Source organism: Streptomyces sp. NPDC003379 (assembly GCF_053589195.1).
In genome coordinates this window covers 93,102-115,544 of sequence record NZ_JBSFRK010000019.1, presented here as the reverse complement: position 1 = coordinate 115,544, position 22,443 = coordinate 93,102, and the positions used below count along the sequence as shown (strand labels likewise).

The 22,443-nt window shown below is 70.0% G+C and carries 23 protein-coding genes; 11 read left to right on the top strand and 12 right to left on the bottom strand.

Features of this window, described 5'->3' with window-relative positions; translation table 11 throughout:
- The first annotated feature begins 20 nt into the window (after positions 1-20).
- Positions 21-629, top strand: a complete 609-nt coding sequence (locus tag ACWDVB_RS20650; protein ID WP_451514734.1) for a DUF6328 family protein — start codon at positions 21-23, stop codon at positions 627-629.
- On the opposite strand, the gene ACWDVB_RS20645 is transcribed toward ACWDVB_RS20650, so the two are convergent.
- Complete coding sequence (locus tag ACWDVB_RS20645) at positions 568-1,185, bottom strand: LysE family translocator (protein ID WP_451514735.1); 618 nt, start codon at positions 1,183-1,185, stop codon at positions 568-570. The genes ACWDVB_RS20650 and ACWDVB_RS20645 overlap by 62 nt on opposite strands.
- 118 nt (positions 1,186-1,303) lie before the next feature.
- On the opposite strand from ACWDVB_RS20645, the gene ACWDVB_RS20640 reads away from it, so the two are divergent.
- The gene (locus tag ACWDVB_RS20640) at positions 1,304-2,221 is read left to right on the top strand and encodes a LysR family transcriptional regulator (RefSeq protein WP_451514736.1); all 918 of its coding nucleotides are present in this window, start codon (positions 1,304-1,306) and stop codon (positions 2,219-2,221) included.
- A 61-nt stretch (positions 2,222-2,282) separates the two neighbouring features.
- Here the strand turns inward: ACWDVB_RS20640 and ACWDVB_RS20635 are convergent, their stop codons facing one another.
- Entirely contained in the window at positions 2,283-2,735 is a 453-nt protein-coding gene (locus tag ACWDVB_RS20635) for an ATP-binding protein (RefSeq protein WP_451514737.1), read from the bottom strand.
- 273 nt (positions 2,736-3,008) lie between these two features.
- Between ACWDVB_RS20635 and ACWDVB_RS20630 the strand changes: the two genes are divergently transcribed.
- Both ACWDVB_RS20630 and ACWDVB_RS20625 read left to right on the top strand, forming a co-directional pair.
- The gene (locus ACWDVB_RS20630) at positions 3,009-3,875 is read left to right on the top strand and encodes a helix-turn-helix domain-containing protein (protein ID WP_451514738.1); all 867 of its coding nucleotides are present in this window, start codon (positions 3,009-3,011) and stop codon (positions 3,873-3,875) included.
- A gap of 9 nt (positions 3,876-3,884) precedes the next feature.
- Positions 3,885-4,109, top strand: a complete 225-nt coding sequence (locus ACWDVB_RS20625) for a DUF397 domain-containing protein (RefSeq protein ID WP_451514739.1) — start codon at positions 3,885-3,887, stop codon at positions 4,107-4,109.
- Positions 4,110-4,141: 32 nt separating this feature from the next.
- On the opposite strand, the gene ACWDVB_RS20620 is transcribed toward ACWDVB_RS20625, so the two are convergent.
- Positions 4,142-5,359, bottom strand: a complete 1,218-nt coding sequence (locus ACWDVB_RS20620; RefSeq protein ID WP_451514740.1) for an 8-amino-7-oxononanoate synthase — start codon at positions 5,357-5,359, stop codon at positions 4,142-4,144.
- 120 nt (positions 5,360-5,479) lie between these two features.
- On the opposite strand from ACWDVB_RS20620, the gene bioB reads away from it, so the two are divergent.
- The 4 genes from bioB to ACWDVB_RS20600 all read left to right on the top strand — a co-directional run bounded on the left by bioB (position 5,480) and on the right by ACWDVB_RS20600 (position 9,889).
- On the top strand, positions 5,480-6,643 hold the full coding sequence (gene bioB, locus ACWDVB_RS20615; RefSeq protein ID WP_451514741.1) for a biotin synthase BioB: 1,164 nt from the start codon (positions 5,480-5,482) through the stop codon (positions 6,641-6,643).
- A complete protein-coding gene (locus tag ACWDVB_RS20610; protein ID WP_451514742.1) occupies positions 6,636-7,916 on the top strand; it encodes an adenosylmethionine--8-amino-7-oxononanoate transaminase in 1,281 nt (426 codons plus the stop codon). Before bioB ends, ACWDVB_RS20610 begins: the two co-directional genes overlap by 8 nt.
- A 1-nt stretch (position 7,917) precedes the next feature.
- A complete protein-coding gene (bioD, locus tag ACWDVB_RS20605; RefSeq protein WP_451514743.1) occupies positions 7,918-8,652 on the top strand; it encodes a dethiobiotin synthase in 735 nt (244 codons plus the stop codon).
- Positions 8,653-9,217: 565 nt separating this feature from the next.
- Positions 9,218-9,889: a class I SAM-dependent methyltransferase gene (locus tag ACWDVB_RS20600; protein WP_451514744.1), complete on the top strand. Its 672-nt coding sequence runs from the start codon at positions 9,218-9,220 to the stop codon at positions 9,887-9,889.
- Positions 9,890-9,931: 42 nt separating this feature from the next.
- On the opposite strand, the gene ACWDVB_RS20595 is transcribed toward ACWDVB_RS20600, so the two are convergent.
- Both ACWDVB_RS20595 and ACWDVB_RS20590 read right to left on the bottom strand, forming a co-directional pair.
- Positions 9,932-10,303 (bottom strand): fic family toxin-antitoxin system, toxin component, encoded by a 372-nt coding sequence (locus ACWDVB_RS20595; protein ID WP_451514837.1) that lies wholly within the window; start codon positions 10,301-10,303, stop codon positions 9,932-9,934.
- Positions 10,304-10,307: 4 nt separating this feature from the next.
- The gene (locus tag ACWDVB_RS20590) at positions 10,308-10,607 is read right to left on the bottom strand and encodes an antitoxin (protein ID WP_451514745.1); all 300 of its coding nucleotides are present in this window, start codon (positions 10,605-10,607) and stop codon (positions 10,308-10,310) included.
- 164 nt (positions 10,608-10,771) lie between these two features.
- Here ACWDVB_RS20590 and ACWDVB_RS20585 point away from each other — a divergent pair, with 164 nt between their 5' ends.
- Complete coding sequence (locus ACWDVB_RS20585) at positions 10,772-11,602, top strand: ABC transporter ATP-binding protein (protein ID WP_451514746.1); 831 nt, start codon at positions 10,772-10,774, stop codon at positions 11,600-11,602.
- A 14-nt stretch (positions 11,603-11,616) separates the two neighbouring features.
- Complete coding sequence (locus ACWDVB_RS20580; RefSeq protein WP_451514747.1) at positions 11,617-14,181, top strand: ABC transporter permease; 2,565 nt, start codon at positions 11,617-11,619, stop codon at positions 14,179-14,181.
- Between the two features lie 47 nt (positions 14,182-14,228).
- On the opposite strand, the gene ACWDVB_RS20575 is transcribed toward ACWDVB_RS20580, so the two are convergent.
- Genes ACWDVB_RS20575 through ACWDVB_RS20545 form a run of 7 tightly spaced genes read right to left on the bottom strand, consistent with a single transcriptional unit; the run spans position 14,229 to position 21,502 of the window.
- Positions 14,229-14,966, bottom strand: coding sequence for an enoyl-CoA hydratase/isomerase family protein (locus ACWDVB_RS20575; protein WP_451514748.1), 738 nt, complete (start codon positions 14,964-14,966; stop codon positions 14,229-14,231).
- On the bottom strand, positions 14,963-15,394 hold the full coding sequence (locus ACWDVB_RS20570) for a PaaI family thioesterase (RefSeq protein ID WP_451514749.1): 432 nt from the start codon (positions 15,392-15,394) through the stop codon (positions 14,963-14,965). Before ACWDVB_RS20570 ends, ACWDVB_RS20575 begins: the two co-directional genes overlap by 4 nt.
- 34 nt (positions 15,395-15,428) lie before the next feature.
- Complete coding sequence (locus ACWDVB_RS20565; protein ID WP_451514750.1) at positions 15,429-16,682, bottom strand: beta-ketoacyl-[acyl-carrier-protein] synthase family protein; 1,254 nt, start codon at positions 16,680-16,682, stop codon at positions 15,429-15,431.
- Positions 16,683-16,709: 27 nt separating this feature from the next.
- Positions 16,710-17,009 carry an acyl carrier protein gene (locus ACWDVB_RS20560; protein WP_451514751.1) on the bottom strand — a complete coding sequence of 100 codons (300 nt, stop codon included), beginning with the start codon at positions 17,007-17,009 and terminating at the stop codon, positions 16,710-16,712.
- Entirely contained in the window at positions 16,999-18,768 is a 1,770-nt protein-coding gene (locus tag ACWDVB_RS20555; RefSeq protein WP_451514752.1) for an AMP-binding protein, read from the bottom strand. Before ACWDVB_RS20555 ends, ACWDVB_RS20560 begins: the two co-directional genes overlap by 11 nt.
- Entirely contained in the window at positions 18,765-20,291 is a 1,527-nt protein-coding gene (locus ACWDVB_RS20550; protein ID WP_451514753.1) for a B12-binding domain-containing radical SAM protein, read from the bottom strand. Before ACWDVB_RS20550 ends, ACWDVB_RS20555 begins: the two co-directional genes overlap by 4 nt.
- Positions 20,288-21,502, bottom strand: a complete 1,215-nt coding sequence (locus ACWDVB_RS20545; protein ID WP_451514754.1) for a B12-binding domain-containing radical SAM protein — start codon at positions 21,500-21,502, stop codon at positions 20,288-20,290. Before ACWDVB_RS20545 ends, ACWDVB_RS20550 begins: the two co-directional genes overlap by 4 nt.
- 359 nt (positions 21,503-21,861) lie before the next feature.
- Here ACWDVB_RS20545 and ACWDVB_RS20540 point away from each other — a divergent pair, with 359 nt between their 5' ends.
- Positions 21,862-22,287, top strand: coding sequence for a GNAT family N-acetyltransferase (locus ACWDVB_RS20540; RefSeq protein ID WP_451514755.1), 426 nt, complete (start codon positions 21,862-21,864; stop codon positions 22,285-22,287).
- Positions 22,288-22,443 lie beyond the last annotated feature (156 nt).

Genomic DNA, 22,443 nt, shown 5'->3' with positions numbered 1-22,443 from the left:
GGCGCGGATACCCGTACCGAATGTCGGACAACTATTCCTGCACCGCACGCAATGAGACGCCGCTGGAGCGCGCCGACCGCAACTTCGCGGAGCTTCTCCAGGAGTTGAGGGTCACCCAGACCGGCGTCCAGATCCTCTTCGCCTTTCTGCTGAGCCTCGCGTTCACGGCGCGGTTCCCCTCGCTCGACGCCATGCAGCGCGCGACCTATGTGACGACGCTGCTGCTCGCGGTGGCCGCGGCCGCTCTGTTCACGGCGCCGGCCGCGCTGCACAGATCACTGTTCCAACAGCGCGCCAAGCCGCTGATCGTGCGGGTCTCCTCCCGCCTCGCCGCCATCGGTCTGTGCGTACTGGTGCTCGCCCTCTCCGGGGCCGTGCTGCTCGTCGTGGATGTGACGGCCGGGCGTGCCGAGGGCGTGGCCGCGGGCGTCGGGACGTTCGTGGTGTGCGCCGGGCTGTGGGGCGTACTGCCGCGTCTGGTGCGGCGTGCGGGGCTGCGGGACGACGAGACGCCCCCGGCCGAGACGGCCAAGCCTCCCACGCCCTCGCCTCAGAAGACCGTGGTCTTCACGCGCGGAGCGGTTCGAGGAGAAGCACCAGGCCCAGCGCGCCGAGAGCGGTGCCGGTGACGGCCTCGACGGCGCGGGCGGCGCGCAGTCCGCGCAGCCACTTGCCGAGCCGGTCCACCAGGAGCGCCACGACCGGGAACCACAGCAGGGCCAGCGTCACGACGATGGCCGCGAGCAGCAGGGTCCTCGGCATCGCGGGGCTGCCGTCGGGCACGAACTGCGGCAGCACGCTGAGGAACGTGATGGACGCCTTCGGGTTCAGGGCGTTGGTGAGGAACCCCTCGCGCAGGCCGCCGCCCCGTACCACCGGCTCGTCGTCCTCCGTGGCGCGTGCGCGCGCCGCCGACCGCAGCGCGCGCCAGGCGAGGTACAGCACGTAGACGCCGCCGGCGAGTTGCAGCACCTCGAAGAGCGTGGGGACGGCCGCGAGCACCGCCGCGACCCCCGCGACCGCCAGCGCCGTGTGCACCAGGAGCCCGGCGGCGACACCGAGCGCGCAGGCGACTCCGGCCCGCCGGGAGGCGAGGGCGTTGCGTACGACGACGGTGAAGTCGGCGCCCGGCATGGCGACCATGCCCGCGGCGACCCCGGTGAAGGCGACCAGTTGTGCGTCCATGCCGCCCAGCCTGCCGGGCATGGGCCTTCAGCGGGTATGTGCAATATCCTGGGTCTGCCTTAAGCAGACGTTTACCCTCGGCTCTGCTCCGGGCGTGCGCCGCAGGAGGGTGGTTGCCATGTACGACCCGACGCGGCTAGCCGCGCTCGTCGCGGTCTCCGAGGCCGGTTCGATCACCCGGGCCGCCGAGCGCCTCGGCTACACCGTGCCCGCCCTCTCCCAGCAACTGGCCAAGCTGGAGCGGGAGGCGGGCGCCGCCCTTCTCGTACGCCATCACCGCGGCGCCCGGCTGACCGGCGCGGGCGAGCTGCTCGCGGGGCACGCCCGCCGGGTGCTCGACGAGATGGAGCGGGCCCGGCACGAACTGGCGCGGCTCGCCGGGCTCTCCGGCGGCCGGCTGCGCGTGGGCACCTTCCAGACCGCGGGCATTCACCTGCTGCCGCCCGTTCTGACTGCCTTCCGCAGGGCTCATCCCGAGGTGGAGTTGACCGTGACGGACCACGAACCGCCGTCCGGCGTCGCGGCCGTGGCGGCGGGCGAGGTCGATCTGGCCCTCACCCACACCTACGAGCCCGCCGACCCGGTGCCGCTGCCCGCCGCCGTGTCGGCCGAGCCGGTCCTGGTGGAGGAGTTGGTCCTGGTGACCCAGCCGGGGCACGCCCTCACGAGCGGCACCTCACGGCTGGCGCCGGCCGCGCTGGCCGGACAGCCACTGATCAGCATGGCGCCCGACCATCCGCCGCGGCGGGCCGTGGAGCGGGCGCTGGCGCGGGCCGGGGCGACGCCCGCCGTGGTGGTCGCGACGCCGGGCTACGCCTTGGTCTGCGCCCTGGTGAGCGCCGGGCTCGGTGTCGCCGTGGTGCCGGAGATGGTGGCGCGGACCGCCGCGACGCCGGTCGGGATGCGGCTTCTCGACCCGGGTGAGCTGCGGCGGACCATCTCCGTCGTGCACCGCGCCGACGAGTCGAACGCCGCGGCGGACTCCTTCCGGGCGCTGCTGCGCGGGGCGTTCGGGCGCTCGGCGAACACCGGCTGAGCCCGGGGCCCGGGGGCCCCGGGGGCCAGGCAGCGGCCCGGGGCCAGCGGCGTCCCGCGGGTCAGTGCGCGGCGTCGCGGGGCCGGTGCCGGACGGGGACCGTCCAGGGCAGGGCGATCCACACGGTCTTGCCGCCCTCTTCGGTGGGGCTGACCGAGAGCCTGCCGCCGCACTCGGCGGTCAGACAGCGGATGATGACCATGCCGCGGCCGTTGTCCTGCTGGACGGCCGCCGGCAGCCGCTTCGGATAGCGCGGATGGCTGTCGGTGACGCCGATCCGCAGCTGCTCGTCCCGGTCCAGCTCGACGTCCACGGTGAAGGTGGGTGACTGACCGCGGGTATGCTGCACGGCGTTCGTGGCGAGCTCGGAGACGATGAGTCTGATCGTCTCCCCCATCTCGGCCTCGCCCGGCAGTCCCCATTCCGCGAGTACGTTCGCCACGTACCTGCGGGCGGCGGAGACCGAGGCGGGATCGCTCGGCAGAGTGACGGATGCTTCCTGGTGGTCTGCCATGGCGACGCTGTCCCTTTCCCACCGGGGTCGGTCTCCGACTCGGAGCGGTTGAATTCGAGGACGCCCCGGACTGGTCCTTCGCGCCAGCCTCCCACTCCTTTGCCGGTCACGGGTGGCGATCCACCGAGATGTGCATATATCTGTCGCTCGAAGCGGTGAACTCTGCTACGACCGAACGTATTTGGGTGCGAGGTCTGTGCTTCCTCTACTGTCGCCTCTGTCCCCCGCTCTGCCGCCGGGTGACCCGACGGCTCGGTCCGGAAGGAGACGGACATGCAGAACGGCCCCGCGGTGCGCCGCCGCAGACTCGGCGCCGAACTGCGCGCGCTGCGCGGCGTCGCGGGACTCACCAGCAGCCAGGCCGCCGCCAAGGTCGGCTGGCACCAGTCGAAGGTGAGCCGGATCGAGACGGGCCGCAGCGGTGTGAAGGCCACGGACGTGCGCCTCCTGCTGGAGGCCTACGACGTGAAGGACCCGCATCTCGGTGAGCTGCTCGTGGCGTTGGCCGGTACCGACGACACCGCGTCGGCGGGGCGTCATCACTGGTGGAAGGCCTACCGTGACCTGCTGCCCGTCGCCTACCGTGACTTCATCAGTCTGGAGGCGCAGGCGAGTTGGATGCGCACGCTGGAGACCTCCGTGGTCCCTGGGCTGTTGCAGACCCCGCAGTACGCGCGCGCGGTGACCCGGGCGGCGCTCGGCGGGCTCCCCGAGGAGCAGGTCGACGCGTTGGTGGAGGTGCGCCTGGCCCGGCAGCACGTGTTGCGCGCGCAGCCGCCGCTGCGCCTGAGCGTGGTCCTGGACGAGGCGGTTTTGCGCCGTTCGGTGGGCGGACCACGCGTCTTCGCGGGACAGCTCGCGCGGTTACGGGAGGTGGCGTTGTTGCCCCAGGTGCGACTTCAGGTGCTGCCGTACACCTCCGGAGAGCATGTGGGCCTCATCGGGCCTTTCGTTATTTTCTCATTTCCGAACACTGCTGATCTGGATGTGGTTGTTCTAGACCACTTGACGAGTAGCCTCTATCTCGAACGGAAAGAAGACCTCCAGGCGTATGCGGAGGCCTTCGACTCCCTTCAGGAACAAGCGCTCTCACCCGAGGACTCAGAGGAATTCATCGCCGGGCTAAGCGACGGCGCGTAAGGAGGCACCATGACCGCAATGCCTCGGTACGTACCTTCCAGCATCACACTGCAGGGTGCGCGGTGGCAGCGCAGCAGCCGCAGCAACGGAATGAACAACTGCGTCGAGACAGCCACGCTCGACTCCGGCGCACCGGCCGGCCTGCTGGCCGTGCGCGACTCGAAGAACACCGCGGGGCCCGCCCTGCTCTTCTCCCCCGGCCCCTGGGAGAGGTTCGTCGACAGCCTCCGGTGACCGTGGTCCGGCCCCGCTCGGGGCCGGACACCTCATCGGGGAGCGGTGCGGCTGATCACTCGTACGGCATCGGCGATCTGTGCGTCGGTGAGGTCCGCGCGGGCGGTCAGCCGCAGCCGTGAGATGCCGTCCGGCACCGACGGCGGGCGGAAGCAGCCGACCGCAAGGCCCGCGGCCCGGCAGTCGGCGGCCCAGCGCACGGCCGACTCCGGTGACGGTGCGCGCACGGAGACGACGGCGGCGTCGGGACGTACCGCCGACAGACCTTCGGCCGTGAGCCGCCGATGCAGCTCCGCGGCGACATGGCGGGCCCGTGCGGCGCGTTCGGGCTCGCGGCGCAGCAGTCGCAGGGCCGCGAGCGCGGCGCCGGCCGCCGCCGGGGCGAGGCCCGTGTCGAAGATGAACGTCCGCGCGGTGTTCACCAGGTGGTCGATGACCTTGGCGGGGCCGAGGACGGCGCCGCCCTGGCTGCCGAAGGACTTCGAGAGGGTGAGGGTGACCACCGTGTCGGCGGATCCCGCCAGGCCAGCGGCGTGCGGTGCGCCCCGGCCGCCGTCGCCGAGGATGCCCAGGCCATGGGCGTCGTCAATGATCAGCCCCGTACCGAACGCCCGGCACACGTCCGCCAGTTCGGCCAGCGGCGCGGCGTCGCCGTCCACCGAGAACACCGAGTCGGAGACCATGACGGCGGGGCCGTCGTGGGCGTCCAGTGTCTTGCGTACCGCCTCCGGGTCGGCGTGCGGCACCACCTGGGTCGCGGCGCGCGCGAGCCGGCAGCCGTCGATGAGGGAGGCGTGGTTGCCCGCGTCGGAGACGATCAGGGAGCCGTGCGGGGCGAGGGCGGTGACCGCCGCGAGGTTCGCCGCGTAGCCGGAGGAGAGCACGAGCGCCGCCTCGAAGCCGCAGAACTCGGCGAGTTCGCGCTCCAGCTCGGCGTGGAGTCGAGTGGATCCCGTGACGAGCCGGGAGCCGGTGGCTCCGCCGCCCCACCGCCGGGCCGCCTCGGCGGCGCCCTCGGTGATCTCGGGGTGCCGGGTCAGGCCCAGATAGTCGTTGCTCGCCAGGTCCAGGAGGCCGTCCGCGTCGGCGGCGCGCGGCCGCAGGGTGCGGACGAGCCCGGCGGCGGCGCGCAGCCCGGCCTGCTCGTCGATCCAGTCGAACGGCGTGTTCGCCGCGCGCGGCAAGCGCGGCGAGGGCGTGGTGCCGGGCGAGGTGGACGCGCCCGTCGCGGGGTGCCTGTTTGTAGACATTGCACAGACCCTATCCGCCCTGCCACCGGACCAGGATGTGGCAATACCCACACCTCAAACCGGTTCTGTTGTACGAATCCTCCTTGGCCGGGGAGCCTGCCGTGCGTAAGGATCAGCGCCATGGATCTGCTGAACACGCTGGTGGACAAGGGGCTTCGGCGCGAACTGCCGACCCGCGAAGAGGCGCTGGCCGTACTGGCCACCTCCGACGACGATCTCCTGGACGTAGTGGCCGCCGCCGGGAAGGTACGGCGGCAGTGGTTCGGGCGACGGGTGAAACTCAACTATCTGGTCAACCTCAAGTCGGGCCTGTGCCCCGAGGACTGCTCGTACTGCTCGCAGCGGCTCGGGTCGAAGGCCGAGATCCTCAAGTACACCTGGCTCAAGCCCGACGAGGCCTCGCAGGCCGCGGCGGCCGGTGTCGCGGGCGGCGCCAAGCGAGTGTGCCTGGTCGCCAGTGGCCGCGGGCCCACCGACCGTGACGTGGACCGGGTGGCGCAGACCATCGCGGCCGTCAAGGACCAGAACGAGGGCGTCGAGGTGTGCGCCTGCCTCGGCCTGCTCTCGGACGGCCAGGCGGAGCGGCTGCGGGGTGCGGGCGCCGACGCGTACAACCACAACCTCAACACGTCCGAGGCGACGTACGCGGGCATCACCAAGACCCACACCTACGCCGACCGTGTGGACACCGTGCGCAAGGCGCACGCGGCGGGGCTCTCCGCCTGCTCGGGGCTGATCGCGGGCATGGGCGAGAGCGACGAGGACCTCGTCGACGTGGTCTTCTCGCTGCGCGAGCTCGACCCGGACTCGGTGCCGGTGAACTTCCTGATCCCCATGGAAGGCACCCCGCTGGCCAAGGAGTGGAACCTCACGCCGCAGCGCTGCCTGCGCATCCTCGCGATGGTCCGCTTCGTCTGCCCGGACGCCGAGGTGCGCATCGCGGGCGGCCGCGAGGTCCATCTGCGCTCGATGCAGCCGCTCGCCCTGAACCTCGCCAACTCGATCTTCCTGGGCGACTATCTGACCAGCGAGGGCCAGGCGGGCAAGGCGGACCTGGACATGATCGCGGACGCCGGTTTCGAGGTCGAGGGCGCGGACCAGGTGACGCTGCCGGAGCACCGGGTGGACGCGGACGCCGTCGCGGCGGGCTGCGGCTCGCACGAGGGGGGCGGCTGCGGGCCCTGCGGGACGGGCGAGCCCTCGGTGGAGTCCAACGAGGCGCGGACGGACCTGGTGGCGGTACGTCGCCGGGGCGCGGGAACGGACCTGGCGCCCAATGCCTGACCTCTCCCCGGGCGACCTCCTCGAACTGGACCGTCGCCATGTCTGGCACCCCTACGGCCCCATGCCGGGACGTGACGAACCGCTGGTCGTCGAGTCGGCGAGCGGGGTGCGGCTGCGGCTCGCGGGCGGTTCGGGCGAGTTGATCGACGGCATGTCCTCGTGGTGGTCCGCGATCCACGGCTACAACCACCCGGTGCTGAACGAAGCGGTGCGCGGCCAGCTCGACCGGATGAGCCATGTCATGTTCGGCGGCCTCACGCACGAGCCCGCCGTAACCCTGGCGAAGCGCCTTGTCGACATCTCCCCCGAGGGCCTCGAACACGTCTTCCTCACCGACTCGGGTTCGGTCTCGGTCGAGGTCGCGGTGAAGATGTGCCTCCAATACTGGCGTTCGCTCGGCCGTCCTGAGAAGCGGCGGATGCTGACGTGGCGCGGTGGCTACCACGGCGACACGTGGCAGCCGATGGCCGTCTGCGACCCCGAGGGGGGCATGCACGAGCTGTGGCAGGGGGTCCTGCCGCAGCAGGTGTTCGCGGACGCGCCGCCGACCGCCTACGAGGAGACGTACGCGGATCACCTGCGCGAAATGATCGAGCGGCACGCGGGTGAACTGGCCGCCGTCATCGTGGAGCCGGTGGTGCAGGGCGCGGGCGGGATGCGGTTCCACTCCCCCGACTATCTGCGGGTGCTGCGTGAGGCGTGCGACGCGCACGACGTGCTCCTGGTGTTCGACGAGATCGCGACGGGCTTCGGCCGCACGGGCGCGCTGTTCGCGGCGGACCACGCGGGCGTCACCCCCGATGTGATGTGCGTGGGCAAGTCGTTGACCGGCGGCTATCTGACCTTGGCGGCGACGCTGTGCACGCCGCGGGTCGCGGACGGCATCTCGCAGGGCGAGGTGCCGGTCCTCGCGCACGGGCCGACGTTCATGGGCAATCCGCTGGCCACCGCGGTGGCCGGCGCCTCCATCGACCTGCTCCTCGCGCAGGACTGGCAGACGGAGGTCAAGCGCGTCGAGTCGGGTCTGCGTGAGGGCCTTGCGGAGGCGGACGCGCTTCCTTCCGTACGGGAGGTCCGCGTCCTCGGGGCGATCGGCGTCGTCCAGCTCGACCACCCGGTGGACATGGCGGCGGCGACGCGGGCGGCGGTGCGCGAGGGCGTGTGGGTACGGCCGTTCCGCGACCTGATCTACACGATGCCGCCGTTCATCACGGGCGACGACGACGTGGCACAGATCGCGCGCGCGGTGTGCGCGGCGGCGAGGGAGGGCTGACATGACGGTGATCGTGGTGTCCGGGACGGGCACGGAGATCGGCAAGACGGTGACGACGGCCGCGGTGGCCGCTGTCGCGGTGGCGGCGGGGCGGAGCGTGGCCGTGCTCAAGCCCGCGCAGACGGGGGTCGCGCCCGGGGAGCCGGGCGACGCGCAGGAGGTGACGCGGCTGGCGGGCGCCGGCGTCACCACGCTGGAACTCGCCCGGTTTCCCGAGCCGTTGGCGCCGAACACCTCTGCGCGGCGGGCCGGGATGGCGCCGGTACGCCCGCACGACGTGGCCGACGCCGCGGAGAAGCTGGCCACCGAGCACGACCTGGTCCTGATCGAGGGGGCGGGCGGCCTGCTCGTCCGCCTCGACGACGAGGGCGGCACGCTCGCCGACGCGGCGAGGCTCCTCGGCGCGCCGGTCCTGGTCGTCGCGACGGCGGGCCTCGGCACGCTGAACACGACAACCCTGACGGCGGAGGCCCTACGCGCGCGAGGCGTACGTCAACTGGGCATCACCATCGGCAGCTGGCCAACGCACCCCGACCTGGCCTCCCGCTGCAACCTGGCGGACCTCCCCTCGGCAGCGGAAGCACCACTCCTGGGCGCGATCCCAGAGGGCGCCGGCTCCCTGACCGGCCCCTCCTTCCGCACGGCAGCGGGCAACTGGCTGGGTCCGGCGCTGGGGGGCACGTGGGATGTGGATTCCTTTACGCGGAGGGAGGCGGCGGGGGTGGCGGGGGGCTGAGGCGACGGGGACGGCGAGGCGCTGGGCCGAGGGCCGAGGTCATACGGGGGCACCAGGGCCACCGAAGCATCGGGCCGCCGGGGCCAGCGGGGCACCGAGGCACCGAGGCACCGAGGCACCGAGGCCAGTGAGGTGCGGATACCGGGGCGCCGGAATGCTGAGACCGCCGGGGCGCTGAGGCGCTGAGGCCGCCGGGGCATCGAGGCGCCGAGGCCGCCGGGGCCGCCAGGCCACCGGAGCCGCCAGGCCACCGGGGCCGATGGCCCGCTGAGGCGCCGCGGCCCTGGCGCCGCAGACGTCCTGGCGCCGCGGCGCTGAAGCGCTGGCGGTGTCGGCGGCGGCGCGCTGGGCGTCGCGGGTGGCCGAGCGGCGGCGGCGCGTGCTGGCGGCTTGCCAGCGTGGTGGGGGCGGTCCCGTGGGGTTCGCCCGTCATGCCCATGGTCCGGTACGGGACTCGCCTCTCGCCCCCGCGCGGGACTCGCGGGACTCCTCGTCGTGGGCAGGAGGGGAATGCCCCGCACCGGGGCACCATTGCGGTATCCGCTCGCCCCGCCGAGGAGGGCCCATGTCACCGCGCTCCGCCAAACCCGCGTCCCGGGACGCCGTGCACCACCCCGTCTTCGCCCGCTTCTACGCACGCCAGAGCGTGGCCGCCGAGCCCGTGATCTCCGTTCACCGCAGGGAACTGCTCGCCGGGCTCTCCGGCCGGGTGATCGAGGTCGGAGCGGGCAACGGGCTGAACTTCGCGTACTACCCGGGCGCGGTCTCCGAGGTCGTGGCGATCGAACCGGAGCGTGTGCTGCGGCGGCTGGCGGTCGCCGCGGCCCTGCGCGCCGACGTCCCCGTCGACGTCGTGCCGGGCGCCGCCGAGGCGCTGCCGGTCAAGAGCGAGGCGTTCGACGCGGTCGTCGTCTCGCTCGTGCTGTGCAGCGTGCGCGACGTGCAGCGGGCGCTTGGCGAGCTGCGCCGCGTCCTGCGGCCCGGCGGCGAACTGCGCTTCTTCGAGCACGGCCGGGCCCCGGGCACCCTGATGGCGGCCACCCAGCGCGCCCTGGACCGCACGGTGTGGCCCCCGCTCTTCGGCGGCTGCCACGTCTCGCGGGACACGCTGGGCGCGCTGCGCGACGCGGGCTTCGAACTGGGCGCGTACCGCCACTTCCTGGTGCCCGCGAGGGGGCCGCGCCTGCCCACCTCGTACTGCGTGCTCGGCACGGCCCGCCGCCCGGACGCCTCCTGACGCCCGGGATGGATGCGGCGGGAGCCCGGCGGTCCCACGGGTTCACAGACTCCACTGCCTCAGCCGCTCCGCGATCGCGTGCACGCTCGCGCCGTCCTCCTTCACCAGACGGGCCAGGTCGCGCACCTGCTCGGGGGAGGTGACGACCTTCAGGCCGCTGGAGACAAGATAGGCGTACGCGACGGAGGAGGCGAAGAGCGCGTTCGAACGTTCCAGGGCGGGGATATGGAGGAGCAGTTGCAGGAGCGCCGCGGCCCTGTCGTGCGGCGTCTCGTACACGGGCATGCCGAATATCTCCGCCTCGTGCCGGCTGAGGGCGGCGACGAGCGCTCCCCAGTCGGTGACCTGGGGGTCTCCGGGCGTCTTGTGTTCGGCGATCATCAGGAGCCAGGCAAGATCTATTCTGAGGTCCAACGGCTCAACGACGACCTTCACCGAGCGGCCGCGCGGCATCGTGCGGGGCACGCGCGGAGTGCAGGGTCTCCCGGACGGGGCGGGCACCTTCGCGCTCCGCGCCGAACTCCTCGGCGAAGACGGTCTCGTACTGCTTCATGAAGTCGGCCGCCGCTTCGACGAACGTATGCCCGACCTCACCGGCGTCCTGTTTCACGAGTTCCTCGATGTAGCGGTTCACGCTCATGCCTCGGGCCAGGGCGCGCTCCCGCGCGGCCCGGGCGGTGTCCTCGTCCACCCGCACGTTCAGCTGGGTCTTCGCCATGCCTTCAAGCTAGCGCCGGGGTGCTAGCACGACAAGGCCGTCAGGACCATGTCCCTTACATGCGTCTACGGGTACCGACCCCGGAGGGATACCGCGGGCCCGGTCCGCCCCACTACTCTTCGCCGGACTACGGGAGTTGGAACGGTCACAACCCAGGAGGGGCCTTGTCCACACCTGCTTCGGCACCGTTCACCGGCCGCTCGGAGGCCGCCGGGACCGCCGCGCGCGCCCGCGGTCTGACCAAGGCGTACGGCTCGGGCGAGACGACCGTGCTCGCCCTCGACTCGGTCGACGTCGACATCGCGCGCGAGCGTTTCACCGCCGTCATGGGTCCCTCCGGTTCGGGGAAGTCCACGCTGATGCACTGCCTGGCCGGGCTCGACAACGTCTCGGCGGGCCAGGTGTGGCTCGGTGACACGGAGATAACCGGCCTCAAGGAGCGGGAGTTGACGCGGCTGCGGCGCGACCGCATCGGGTTCATGTTCCAGTCGTTCAACCTCATCCCCACGCTCAACGCGCTGGAGAACATGACGCTCCCGATGGACATCGCGGGGCAGCGGCCCGATGAGGCGTGGGTGGAGCATGTGATCGACACGCTGGGGCTGCGGGACCGGCTGAAGCACCGCCCCGCCCAGCTGTCCGGAGGGCAGCAGCAGCGGGTGGCCTGTGCGCGGGCGCTGGCGTCGAAGCCGGAGCTGATCTTCGCCGACGAGCCGACGGGCAACCTCGACTCGCGGGCCGGTCTGGAGGTCCTCGGCTTTCTGCGGGACGCGGTCGACCAGCTCGGCCAGACCGTCGTCATGGTGACCCACGACCCCGGCGCCGCCGCCCACTCCGACCTGGTCCTCTTCCTCGGCGACGGGCGGATCGTGGACGACATGGAGCGCCCGACGGCGGAGGCGGTGCTCGAACGCATGAAGCGGTTCGACGCGCTGGGCCTCCACAGCAGGCCGGGCGATCACGCGCCCACCGACGGCGCGTCCGAGCAGAGCTGAGCCAAGGGGTAACGGTGCTGAAGGCAACGCTCAGGAGCTTCCTCGCGCACAAGGGCCGGCTCGTGCTCTCCGCCCTCGCGGTCATCCTCTCGGTCGCGTTCGTCGCGGGCAGCCTCATCTTCTCGGACACGGTGACCCGCACCTTCGACCGCCTGTTCGCCTCCACATCGGCCGATGTGACGGTCGCGCCGAAGGAGGACCTCGACGAGTCGGTGCCCTCCGGGCGGACGCCGACCGTGCCCGCGAGCCTGAAGGCGAAGGTGGCGAAGGTCGAGGGCGTCGCGGACGCCCACCTCGACGCGTCCGTCCAGAACATCACCGTCGTCGACCGCGACAACGAGTCGGTGGGCCCGACGACCGGCGCGCCGACCATCGCCACCAACTGGTACCCCACCGACCGCAGCCCCGTGGAGCTCACCTCGGGCCACGCACCGCGCGGCGCGGGCCAGGCGATGCTGGACGCGGACACGGCCGACAAGAAGGGCGTGGAGCTCGGCGACACCCTCACGATCCTCGCCCGCCCCGGCTCGTTCAAGGTCGAGATCGTCGGCATCGCCACCTTCACCACCACGAACCCCGGCGCCGCCCTCGTCTTCCTGGACACCCCGACCGCCCAGCGCAGGCTCCTCGGCTCGACGGACGCGGCGACGAGCGTCTCGGTGACCGCCGCCGAGGGCGTCGACGACGACACCCTTAAGCGCCGCATCGCCGCCGAGGTCGGCGCGGGCTACGACCTGGAGACCGCCGACGAACAGGCCGAGTCCGCCGCGTCCTCGCTCGGCGGATTCCTGGACGTCATCAAGTACGTGATGCTCGGCTTCGCCGGTGTCGCCGTACTCGTGGGCGTCTTCCTGATCGTCAACACCTTCTCGATGCTGATCGCGCAGCGCACCCGCGAACTGGGCCTGCTGCGCGCGCTCGGCGCGGACCGCAGGCAGGTGCGCCGCTCCGTGCTCATCGAGGCGCTGCTGCTCGGCCTGGTCGGCTCCACGCTGGGCCTCGCCGTCGGGATAGGTCTGGCCCTCGGCCTCATCGAGCTGATGGGGCTGCTCGGGATGAACCTGAAGTCCACGGAGATGGTCGTCAAGTGGGCGACGCCTGTGGCCTCGTACGTCGTCGGGGTCGGTGTCACCTTCCTCGCGGCGTATCTCCCGGCGCGCCGGGCCGCGCAGGTCTCGCCGATGGCGGCGCTCGCGGACGCCGAGATCGCGGGGGTGGGGCGGCCGCTCAAGGTGCGGGCGGTGGCGGGTTCCGTCGTCGCGGTGGCCGGGGCCGCGGCTCTCGTGGGCTGTGCGCTGGCCGACAAGACGTCGTCGGCGGCCTCGTATCTCGGGCTCGGCATCGTGCTGACCCTCGTCGCGACCGTCATCGCGGGGCCCCTCCTGGTGCGCCCGGTGATCCGGGTGCTCGGCGGCGCGTTCCCCGCGGTCTTCGGCCCGGTCGGCCGGATGAGCCAGCGCAACGCGCTGCGCAATCCGCGCCGCACGGGGGCCACGGCGGCCGCCCTGATGGTGGGGCTCGCGCTGGTCGGCGGGCTCTCGGTGGCGAGCGCGTCGATGACCAAGTCGTTCGACCGGCAGATCGACGACACGCTCGGCGCGGACTTCGTCGTGCAGAACAGCAACTTCATGCCCTTCTCGGGGGAGATCACCGGGAAGGTCCGGGAGACCGACGGCGCGGGGCTCGTCGTGCGCCAGCGCTTCAGCCCCATCGAACTGGCGCTCCCCGACGGCAGAAGCGTCGAGTCGACCGCGGCGGGCTACGACCCGCGGCTCGACGACGTCGCCAACGTCACGTACGCGCAGGGGAGTTCGCGTGCCGCGCTCGCGTCCGGGCACATCGGCATGGACAAGGAGTTCGCGCGGGAACACGAGGTGCGTGTCGGTGACGTGCTGAAGGCGACGTTCCCCGGCGGGCGCGAGGCGAAGCTGACGGTGGGGGCGCTCACCGATGAGGACTCGCCCGAGGGGTTCGGCATCGAGGGCGGGCTCTTCCTGGGGCTCGGCACGGTCGAGAAGTACGTGCCGGACGGGCAGGACTCGGCGGTGTACGTCAACGCCGCCGCGGGCACGGACGCGGACACCCTGCGCGAGCGCCTGGACAAGACCCTCGATCCGTACCCGCAGGTGCAGGTGCGCGACCAGGCGGACTACAAGGAGCTGATCCGGCAGCAGATAGCAGTGATGCTCTACCTCGTCTACGCACTGCTCGGCCTCGCGATCGTCATCGCCGTCCTCGGCGTGGTCAACACCCTCGCCCTGTCCGTCGTGGAGCGCACCCGGGAGATCGGGCTGCTGCGCGCCATCGGGCTCGGGCGGCGTCAGCTGCGCCGGATGATCCGCCTGGAGTCGGTGGTGATCGCGGTGTTCGGGGCGCTGCTCGGCCTAGCGCTCGGTCTGGTCTGGGGCGTCGCCGTGCAGCAGGTGCTGGCGCTCCAGGGCATGAAGGAACTCGCGTTCCCCTGGCCGACGATCGTCGCGGTGGTGATCGGCTCGGTGGTCGTGGGCCTCGCCGCGGCGCTGCTGCCCGCGCTGCGGGCGTCCCGTATGAATGTGCTGGCGGCCATCGCGCACGAGTGAGGGTGGGCCCCGGGCCGGATGTCCGGCCCGGTGTCGTCCACCCGCTGTCAACCCCGGCGCAGGGATGCCAGGTACGCGCGCAGGGTGCGGCCGGTGCGCTCGGAGCTCCAGATCTTCAGCACCTCGCCGTCGTCCAACTCCCGGGCCGCGCCGATGCGCTGGTGGGTCGGCCGGTGGAGTTGGCGTTTGGAGAGGGCGTAGACGTCCGACGGGGCGCGGCTCAGCTCTTCCGCTCGCAGCAGTGCGGCGGTGAGCAGGTGGTCCGGCTCGACGAGTTCGTGCACCAGGCCGATCGAGAGGGCCTGTTGGGGCGTCAGGCGGCCGGCGCCCAGCACCATCGCGTCGAGTGCCGGACCGATGGCATGGCGTACGACCTCCAGGCACACCGTGGGGAAGGGCACCCCGGCGGCGAGTTCGGTGAGCCCGATGGAGCCGCCGGACATCAGCCGCATGTCGCAGGCGGCGGCGAGCACGCATCCACCGGCCAGGGCGTGCCCGTTGACGGCCCCGACCACCGGCCGGGGATGCTCGAACAGGACGAGCGTCGCGCGGTGCAGAGCGGGGAGGAAGGTGTCGGCGTAGTCCAGGCCGCCGTCGATCACCCGTTTGAGGTCCACCCCCGCCGAGAAGGAGCGCCCGCTGCCGGTCAGCACGACCGCGCGGGCATCGCCGACAGCCGCCAAGGTATCGGCGATCTGCGTGAGCAGTTCCCGGTCCAGTGCGTTCACCGGCCCGTGGTTCAGTGTCAGGATGGCGATGCCGTCGTGGTCGGATACGTCAATCACTCGTACCCCTCCAGGTCGGTGAGCGGGATCTTCGACACCGTGTACGTGCCCTGCCCGGCCGCTACCAGTTTGCCGCTGTCGCTGTAGATGTCACTGCGCGCGACGTAGATCGTCTTTCCCGCGGTCACCACCTTGCCGACGGCGTAGATGCCCTCCTTCTGGACCGGCCGGATCAGGTTGATGTGGTAGTCGACCGTCAGGACGCTGAAGGTCTCCTCCATCGAGTTGGCCGCCACGAACCCGGCCGTGTCCCCGACCTCGAACATCATGGCGGCGTGCAGGAAGTCCGCGTTCTGGGTGAGGTCGCCGTGGAACGGAATCGCCACCCGTGCGACCCCGGCCTCCTCGATCTCGATGGTCTTGCTCAGAAATCGGGAGATCTTGCAGCTCATGCAGCAACGGGTGAGCTTCTCGAAGTGCGTCGACACAGTACTCAGTACTCCTCTATGGACAGCGGCAGGGTCATGCCAGGGACACGACGAGGCTGGCGTTGATCCCGCCGAACCCGAATGCGTTGATCAGACAGCGACGTATCCTCATCCCCCGGACTTCACGGGCGATGTCGACCTTGACGAACTCCGGGTCGGTCTCCTTCAGGTTCAGCGTGGGAGGGACGGCCTGGTGGCGCAGTGCCATGAGGGCACCGGCGAGATTCAGCGGACCGTTCGCGGCGAACGTGTACCCCATATGTCCCTTGATCGACGTGACAACCGGCTTCTGATCGCTGTCCGCGGTGAGCGCACGCAACGCCTCCAGCTCGGCGGCATCGCCCTGGACCATGCCGGATGCCTGGGCGAACACGCAGTCGATCGCGTCCGGTTCCACCGCGGCGTCGGCGACCGCGCCGCTCATGCACCGGGTGACGTGGCGGGTCGAGATGCCCGTGAGGTCGTCACCACCGCTGTTGGAGTCGAAGCCGGTCAGTTCGCCATGGATCACCGCGCCGCGCGCTTCGGCGTGGGCACGGTCCTCCAGTACGAAGACGGCGGCCGCTTCGCCGACGACGATCCCGTCCCGCGAGCGGTCGAACGGGCGGGGGGTGGTCGCCGGATCGTCGTGCCGACTGAGCGCCTTCATCGCCTGGAAGCCGGAGTAGGTGATCGGAGTGATGACCGCCTCGGCTCCGCCGGCGATCGCCCAGGTGCGGTCACCGGACCGGATCGCGCGCATCGCCTGACCGATCGCCTGGCTGCCGCTGGCGCAGGCACCGGCGATCGTGACCTGCTCCTCCTCGATGCCGTGGCGCAGCGCGATCGTGCTCGCCGCCATGTTGGGAATGAGTGAGGGGATCAGAAACGGACTGGTCCTCCGTACTCCCTGTTGCTCCTGTCTCAGCACGCCCGCCTCGATGCTGGGCAGTCCCCCCATGGCCACGCCGAGGTACACGCCGCCCCCCGGCGGGTACCGGCGGCGCGCCGGTCCCCCACCTGCCTCGTGCTCCGCGGCCACGGAGAAACGACTGTCTTCAACCGCTCGATCGGCGGCGAACAGCGCGTAGCGCACGAAGGCACTCATGCGTTTCATCTCGAACCGGAGCGGGCCTGGGGCGAACGTGATGACGGAGTCGTCGATCTGGCCGGCATGGCGGCTGTGGAACCGGCCGGGGTCGAAGCGTGTCAGTGGAGTGATCCCGGAGCGTCCGGCGACGAGCCCCTGCCACACCTCGTCGACCGTTGAGCCGAGCGGGCAGACCACACCCATCCCGGTAACCACCACGCCGTGTCCTGGCACTTCGAGGCCGTGTCAGGCTTGCTGTCCAGCCGCGTCCACTGTCCGCCGTATGTACTGCTCAAGGTCCTGCATGGTCTGGAGTTCGTCCATGACGGACTCGTCGAAGTCGACGCCGAAGCAGTCCTCCAGGAAGAGGAGCAGTTCGACCATCTTGAGCGAGCTCATGCCTTCGATGGAGTTGCCGATGTTCGACTGCGGAGTCAGGTGGGACACGTCGGCTTCGACGAACTCGCCGATGTGCCGGACGATCTTGTCGAAAAGCTCCTGATCGTGCTCCTGGTCGTGCTTCTGCTCCTGCTTCTCATCCTGCATCGGGTGGCCCTCCAGAGGTCACGCTCGTCGGCTCGTCGGTACGTGGGAACGGCGCGGAGCGTTCCTCGATGATCTTTCGGCAGAGATGGCGCTGGACCTTGCCGCTGGTGGTCCGGGGCAGCTGCGCCCGCCGGATCCAGTGGAGGGTGACGCCGCTGATCCCGAACGCCTCGGCCAGCGCGCCACGCACCTGGTCGGTGATGGTCCGCCGGTCGCGGCCCTCACCGATCCGCTCGTCGAGAAGGAGATGCAGCTGCTCGGTCAGCAGCATCGGGTCGGGGACGCCGACCGCCACGACCGCGGGGGTGCGCGGGCTCTGTGCGACGGCTTCGACGAACCTCTCGATCTGGTCGGGTATGTAGTTGCGACCGGAGATGATCACTATCTCCTTGCGGCGACCGGTGACGTACAGCTCCCCGTCGAGCTGATATCCGAGGTCGCCGGTGCGGAGATAGCCGTCCGGCCGTTTGAGCTGATCGTCGACCGTGACGGTTTCTGTGGCGGGTTCCGTAGCCGTTTCCGTAGCGTCCCGCTCCGGGAGGTAGCCGTCGATCAGGCTGGGGCCGGCCACCTCGATCTCACCGATGGCACGGTCGGGCAGCGGCGTTCCGTCCGGGCCGACCACCCTCAACCGATGGCCCGGAACCGCCGGCCCCACGCACATCATGCTCATGCTGCGGAGATCGTCGGCCGGGCGGGGCTCGGCACGGCCCCTGGCCGAGACGGCCTCCGCGTCCACCCGGTCGACCGAGTAGGGGCGGCCGACGTCCGAGATGGTGGCCGCGAGCGTCGTCTCCGCGAGTCCGTACACGGGTCTCAGCGTCGTTTCGGACAGGCCGAAAGGACCGAACGCCGCCTGGAATTCGCGCAGCGTGGCCTCGTGCACCGGTTCCGCACCGCACAGAGCGACACGCCACGAGGACAGGTCGAGATCGCCGGGGGGCCGCCGCCCGGCCACGCGCGCGCAGATGTGGAACGCGGAGCTGGGCGCGGGTGAGAGGGTGCCGCGGTGGCGGCTGATCCAACGCAGCCATGACATCGGGTTCCGCAGGAAGTTGAGCGGGTCCGACAGCACCATCGGGATGTGGGCGTGCAGCGCGTACGAGACTCCGATGAGGCCCATGTCGTGGAAGAGGGGCAGCCAGCTCACCAGTGAGTCGGTGGGTCTCGCCCGGATCGCCTCGGCGATCGCCCGGACGTTGGCGACGATGTTGCCGTGCCGGATCAGGGCCAGCTTGGGGGCCCCGGTCGAGCCGGAGGTCGCTTGGAGATGGGCGAGCGACGCGGGAGTCGCCCGCGGCGAGTCGAGTGTGAGGGGTTCCCCGCGCAGGGCGTCGGGTGTCGTGACCGTGACGGGCGGCAGGAACGGCGCGAGCGTGTCCGCCAGTTCCGGGGGCGCGATGACCGTGGTGGCCTGCGCCTGTTCGGCGAGGGCGCGCAGGTTGGTCGCGTAGTGGGGATTGCCGCCGGTCGGTTCCGCCGCGATGACCGGCACGACTCCCGCGTAAAGGCAGCCCAGATAGACCGAGAGGAAGTCGCGGGAGGTGGGCAGAACGACGACGACGCGGTCCCCCTCCTCGATGCCGTGTGCCTCCAGTCCGGCCACGGTCCGGCCGACGAGGCGGCAGACGTCCGCGTAACTCAGTTCGAACTCGCCCTCGGATCTCTCGATCACACGGAACGCCAGCCGGTCCGGGGTGCGCGCGGCGCTGTCGAGCAACGCGTCGATGACGGTCCCTGCTCGTTGGTGTCCCGTCATCGAGCGTATTTCTTCACGAATTCCACGTCGGTGCACTTGGAGGAGCGCGCCAGCCAGTCGCGGAGCTCTCCGTGCCGCGCGTCGAAGTCCGCCTTCAACAAGTCCTCCCGCAGTGTCCCGGCCGCGGTGTAGTACGGCTTCTCCAACTGCTCGAGGAAGTGGATGTGCTGCTGCATTCCGGCGCGGCCGCGGTCGACACTGCGCGCATACGCCTTGAGGCGGGCCCGCCGCTGGGGCCGCGTCTCGACCTCGAACGCCCGCTTGAAGAAGATCCCGTAACTGTCGAGTATGCCGCGCTGCAGTTCGCTGGGGCGCATCTCGCGCGGGAAGATGCCGACGAACGAGTAATGCTGGTAGGTCGGGACTTCCATGATGATCCGGTGGTCCTCGACATCCTGGCGCGCCCCGTACAGCAGATTCTGGAAGGGATATTCCGCGAGGCACACGAACACCGGGTGCATGATGCGGGCGTCGGCGCACCAGTACGCGGTGGCCTCGATCGCCTGCCGGTCCTGGACGTCGAGCCCGAAGATGATCGCGGAGTGAATGGCTATGTCGTTCTCGGCGAAACGCAGCAGGCGCCGGGTCTGCTCGGAGGGGTCGACCCGCTTGTTGAACGCCTGGAGGACACTCGGGTCCTCCGATTCCACTCCCAGGCAGTACTCGTCGAACCCCGACCGCTTGAGGTCGAGGACCAGGTCCATGTCGTCCGCGTGGTTGACCCGGCTCATGGCGATGAACTTGTAGTCGCGGTCCCGGAATGCCTCGGCGATTTCACGGCAGTAGCTCTTGCGGGTCGTGAAGTTCAGATCCGTGACATAGAAGCGGTTGCATCCGGTCTGCTGGTAGATGGCATCCAACTCGTTGCGGACGTCTTCCACCGTCTTGGTGCGGAACCGTCGCCCGAGCAGGCGGATCGCATAGCAGAAGGAGCAGTCGAACGGGCAGCCGCGCGACATCGAGACCGTGGCCCAGTGAAGCTTCGGCGCGCGCTTCAGGAACTGCGGGTTGATCGCGTGGTCGATGTTCCCGTAACGGGCGATCTTGTTCAGGGTCAGCTCGCCGTTGGCTCCGATGTAGGCCAGGTTGTCGACCTCGGTGAGGGGATCGCCGGCCTCCAACGCGTTGATCAGCTGGACGGCGGGGATCTCGCCCTCGGCGATCACCGCGTAATCCGCGTAGCGCAGTGCCTCGTAGGGTGCGAACGCGGCGTGCGGTCCGCCCATGATGACCACGCAGCCGGGGCGTTTGGCGCGCCGTATCAACTCGAGCGCCTGGAGGTTCGACCAGAAGTGGGTGGCCAGTGCCGAGATCAGGATGTAGTCGTAGCTCGCCAGGGGAAAGTCTTCCGGCTTCTCCCCCCAGAACATCTGGCACATCTCGACCCGGGCGTCCGGATACTCCTGCTGGACGAACGACGCGACGTAGTAGATCCCGTCGTTGTAGGTCGTCGCCAGAGTCGACGCGTCGGGGTACGCCTCGTGGAAACTCAGCTGCACGCAGAGGATGTTGAGGCTTCTCATGACGCGGATCCCGACGGGCTCAGCGGCGCCGCGCCGTGGCGGCGCGCGAACTCTTTCCGTACCTTCGCCTTCATTTCCTGCTTGAGCCTGGCGGCGATGCGGTCCGGGTCGTTGACCCGGCGCTGCGCCCACGCGAGCAGGTCACGTGCCTCACTGCGGTTCATCTTCGGGTGCTTCCACACCAGGTTGTACAGATCGTGCTTGCTGAGGTCCGGTTCGTCGACCAGGTGCTCCATCTGCCGGTAGAGGCGGGTGCCGTGGAACGGGGTCAGCAGCGTCAGCTGGCAGGCGAACAGCCCTTCCTCGCTCAGCTGCTCGATGTCGAACCGCATGTCCTCGATGCTGTCCTCGGCGAACCCGACCATGAAGGTGCCGAGCGCACGGCGGCCATTGTCGATCAGCTCGCGGACCGTCTGCCGGACGTTGTAGACGTCGTCGCGCTTCTTCACGTCGGCGATGTTCTTGTCCCGATACGACTCGATACCGACGATCGCACCGTCCATATAGCGGTCGGTCAGCTCGGGAATTCTTCCCCGGATCAGGTCGGCTCGGGTCAGACAGATCCAGGGGAGTTCGCGCTCCGCCAGCGCGTCCACGACCTGCTCGGCCAGGGTGTTGGTGAGGAAGAAACTCTCGTCATAGATGATGACGTGAGCGACGTCGGCCTCCCGGTACGCGTCGAGTGCCGCGTACGTGTCCTCCATGAAGATGGCTTCTTCTTTGGGATTGAAGATCGGCGTCGAACAGAAGGTACAGCCGATATTGCATCCACGTTTCGAATACAAGTAACCGACCGGAGATTTCATCCCGCGGAATCCGCTCTCGCCCAGCATGGCCGGGTGTCGCACACGTGGCAACGGCGTGCCGTAGACGTACTGGTGGATCGGCGCCTCGCCCGCACCCTTTATCTTCTTGGTGAAGTACTCGTCGATTCCCGGGGAGAGGACGCCGTAGTTACCGGCCCATATCTCGGGTACACCGGCCTCGCGTGCGACCTTCGCCATCTCGATCGCGACGGGCGTCGACCAGGTGTAGAAGCTGATGCCGACCATGTCCCACGTCTCGGACTGGAGCGCGGTGAGGTACTCGTCCCAGGTGGGGTACTCGAGAATTTCGACATCCGGCACGTTGTACTTGATAAAGCTGAGTCCGGTCGGTGGACAGGTGACGGAGAGCCGGTCCTCAAGATCTACCGCGCAGGTCCAGGCCATATATGTATCGGTCCGGTCGTACCAGTTCCCACCGATACCGTCGGACTCGACCAGGGCCTCCTTCGGAGCGGTCGTGAGGAGCACTCTCTTCATCCGCTGTTCCCCTTCGCCTCAACCGGCCCGCGATACCAGAACTATTTTATTTATCATTCACACATTCATGCACAGATTTTTGACTCTAGGATCGGCCAATCCCGGTGTCAACCCATAGAACAACCCGGTTATTGCAGCCACTGAATTCACGCCAACCGGCCGAGGTCCGGTTGTCCGATCCGGACGCGTCCTTTCCGGACAACTCGGCCGGAACCATGCGGAGAAAGCGGTCGCCAGATGAACCGGCGCTCTGCTTGGCTCTTCCCATGAGCGATCTCTACATCCGCCCCGCCACCCTCGCCGACATCGACGCCGTACTGCTGTTCTGGCGCGAGGCCGCGGAAGGAACCAGCATCAGCGACGACCACGACGGCGTCGCCCGCCTCATCACACGGGACCCCGAAGCCCTACTGCTCGCGGAGCGCGACGGCCTCCTCACCGGCACCGTGATAGCCGGCTTCGACGGGTGGCGATGCTCCGCCTACCGTCTCGCCGTCCACCCCGACCACCGCCGCCAGGGCGTGGGGTCGGCGCTGCTGGCCGCCGCGGAGGACAGGTTCGTACGCCTCGGCGGGCGACGGGTCGACGCCATGGTCCTGGACCGCAACGAACTGGCCCACCACACGTGGCGCGCGGCGGGCTACGGCCCCGAACCGCAGTGGAGCCGTTGGGTGAAGCCCCTCACGGACTGAGCCCGGCCGCAGGGCCCTGCGGGGGTTCGAAAGCGGCTTTGCTGGTCCTTTACCATGGTCGTCACACTCGTATTCGACTGAAAGGTGTGAGCGTCCGCCCATGGGCGAGCCTCCCAGTACCCGACATCGCGCATCCCTTCCGCCCCTGCCCGATCA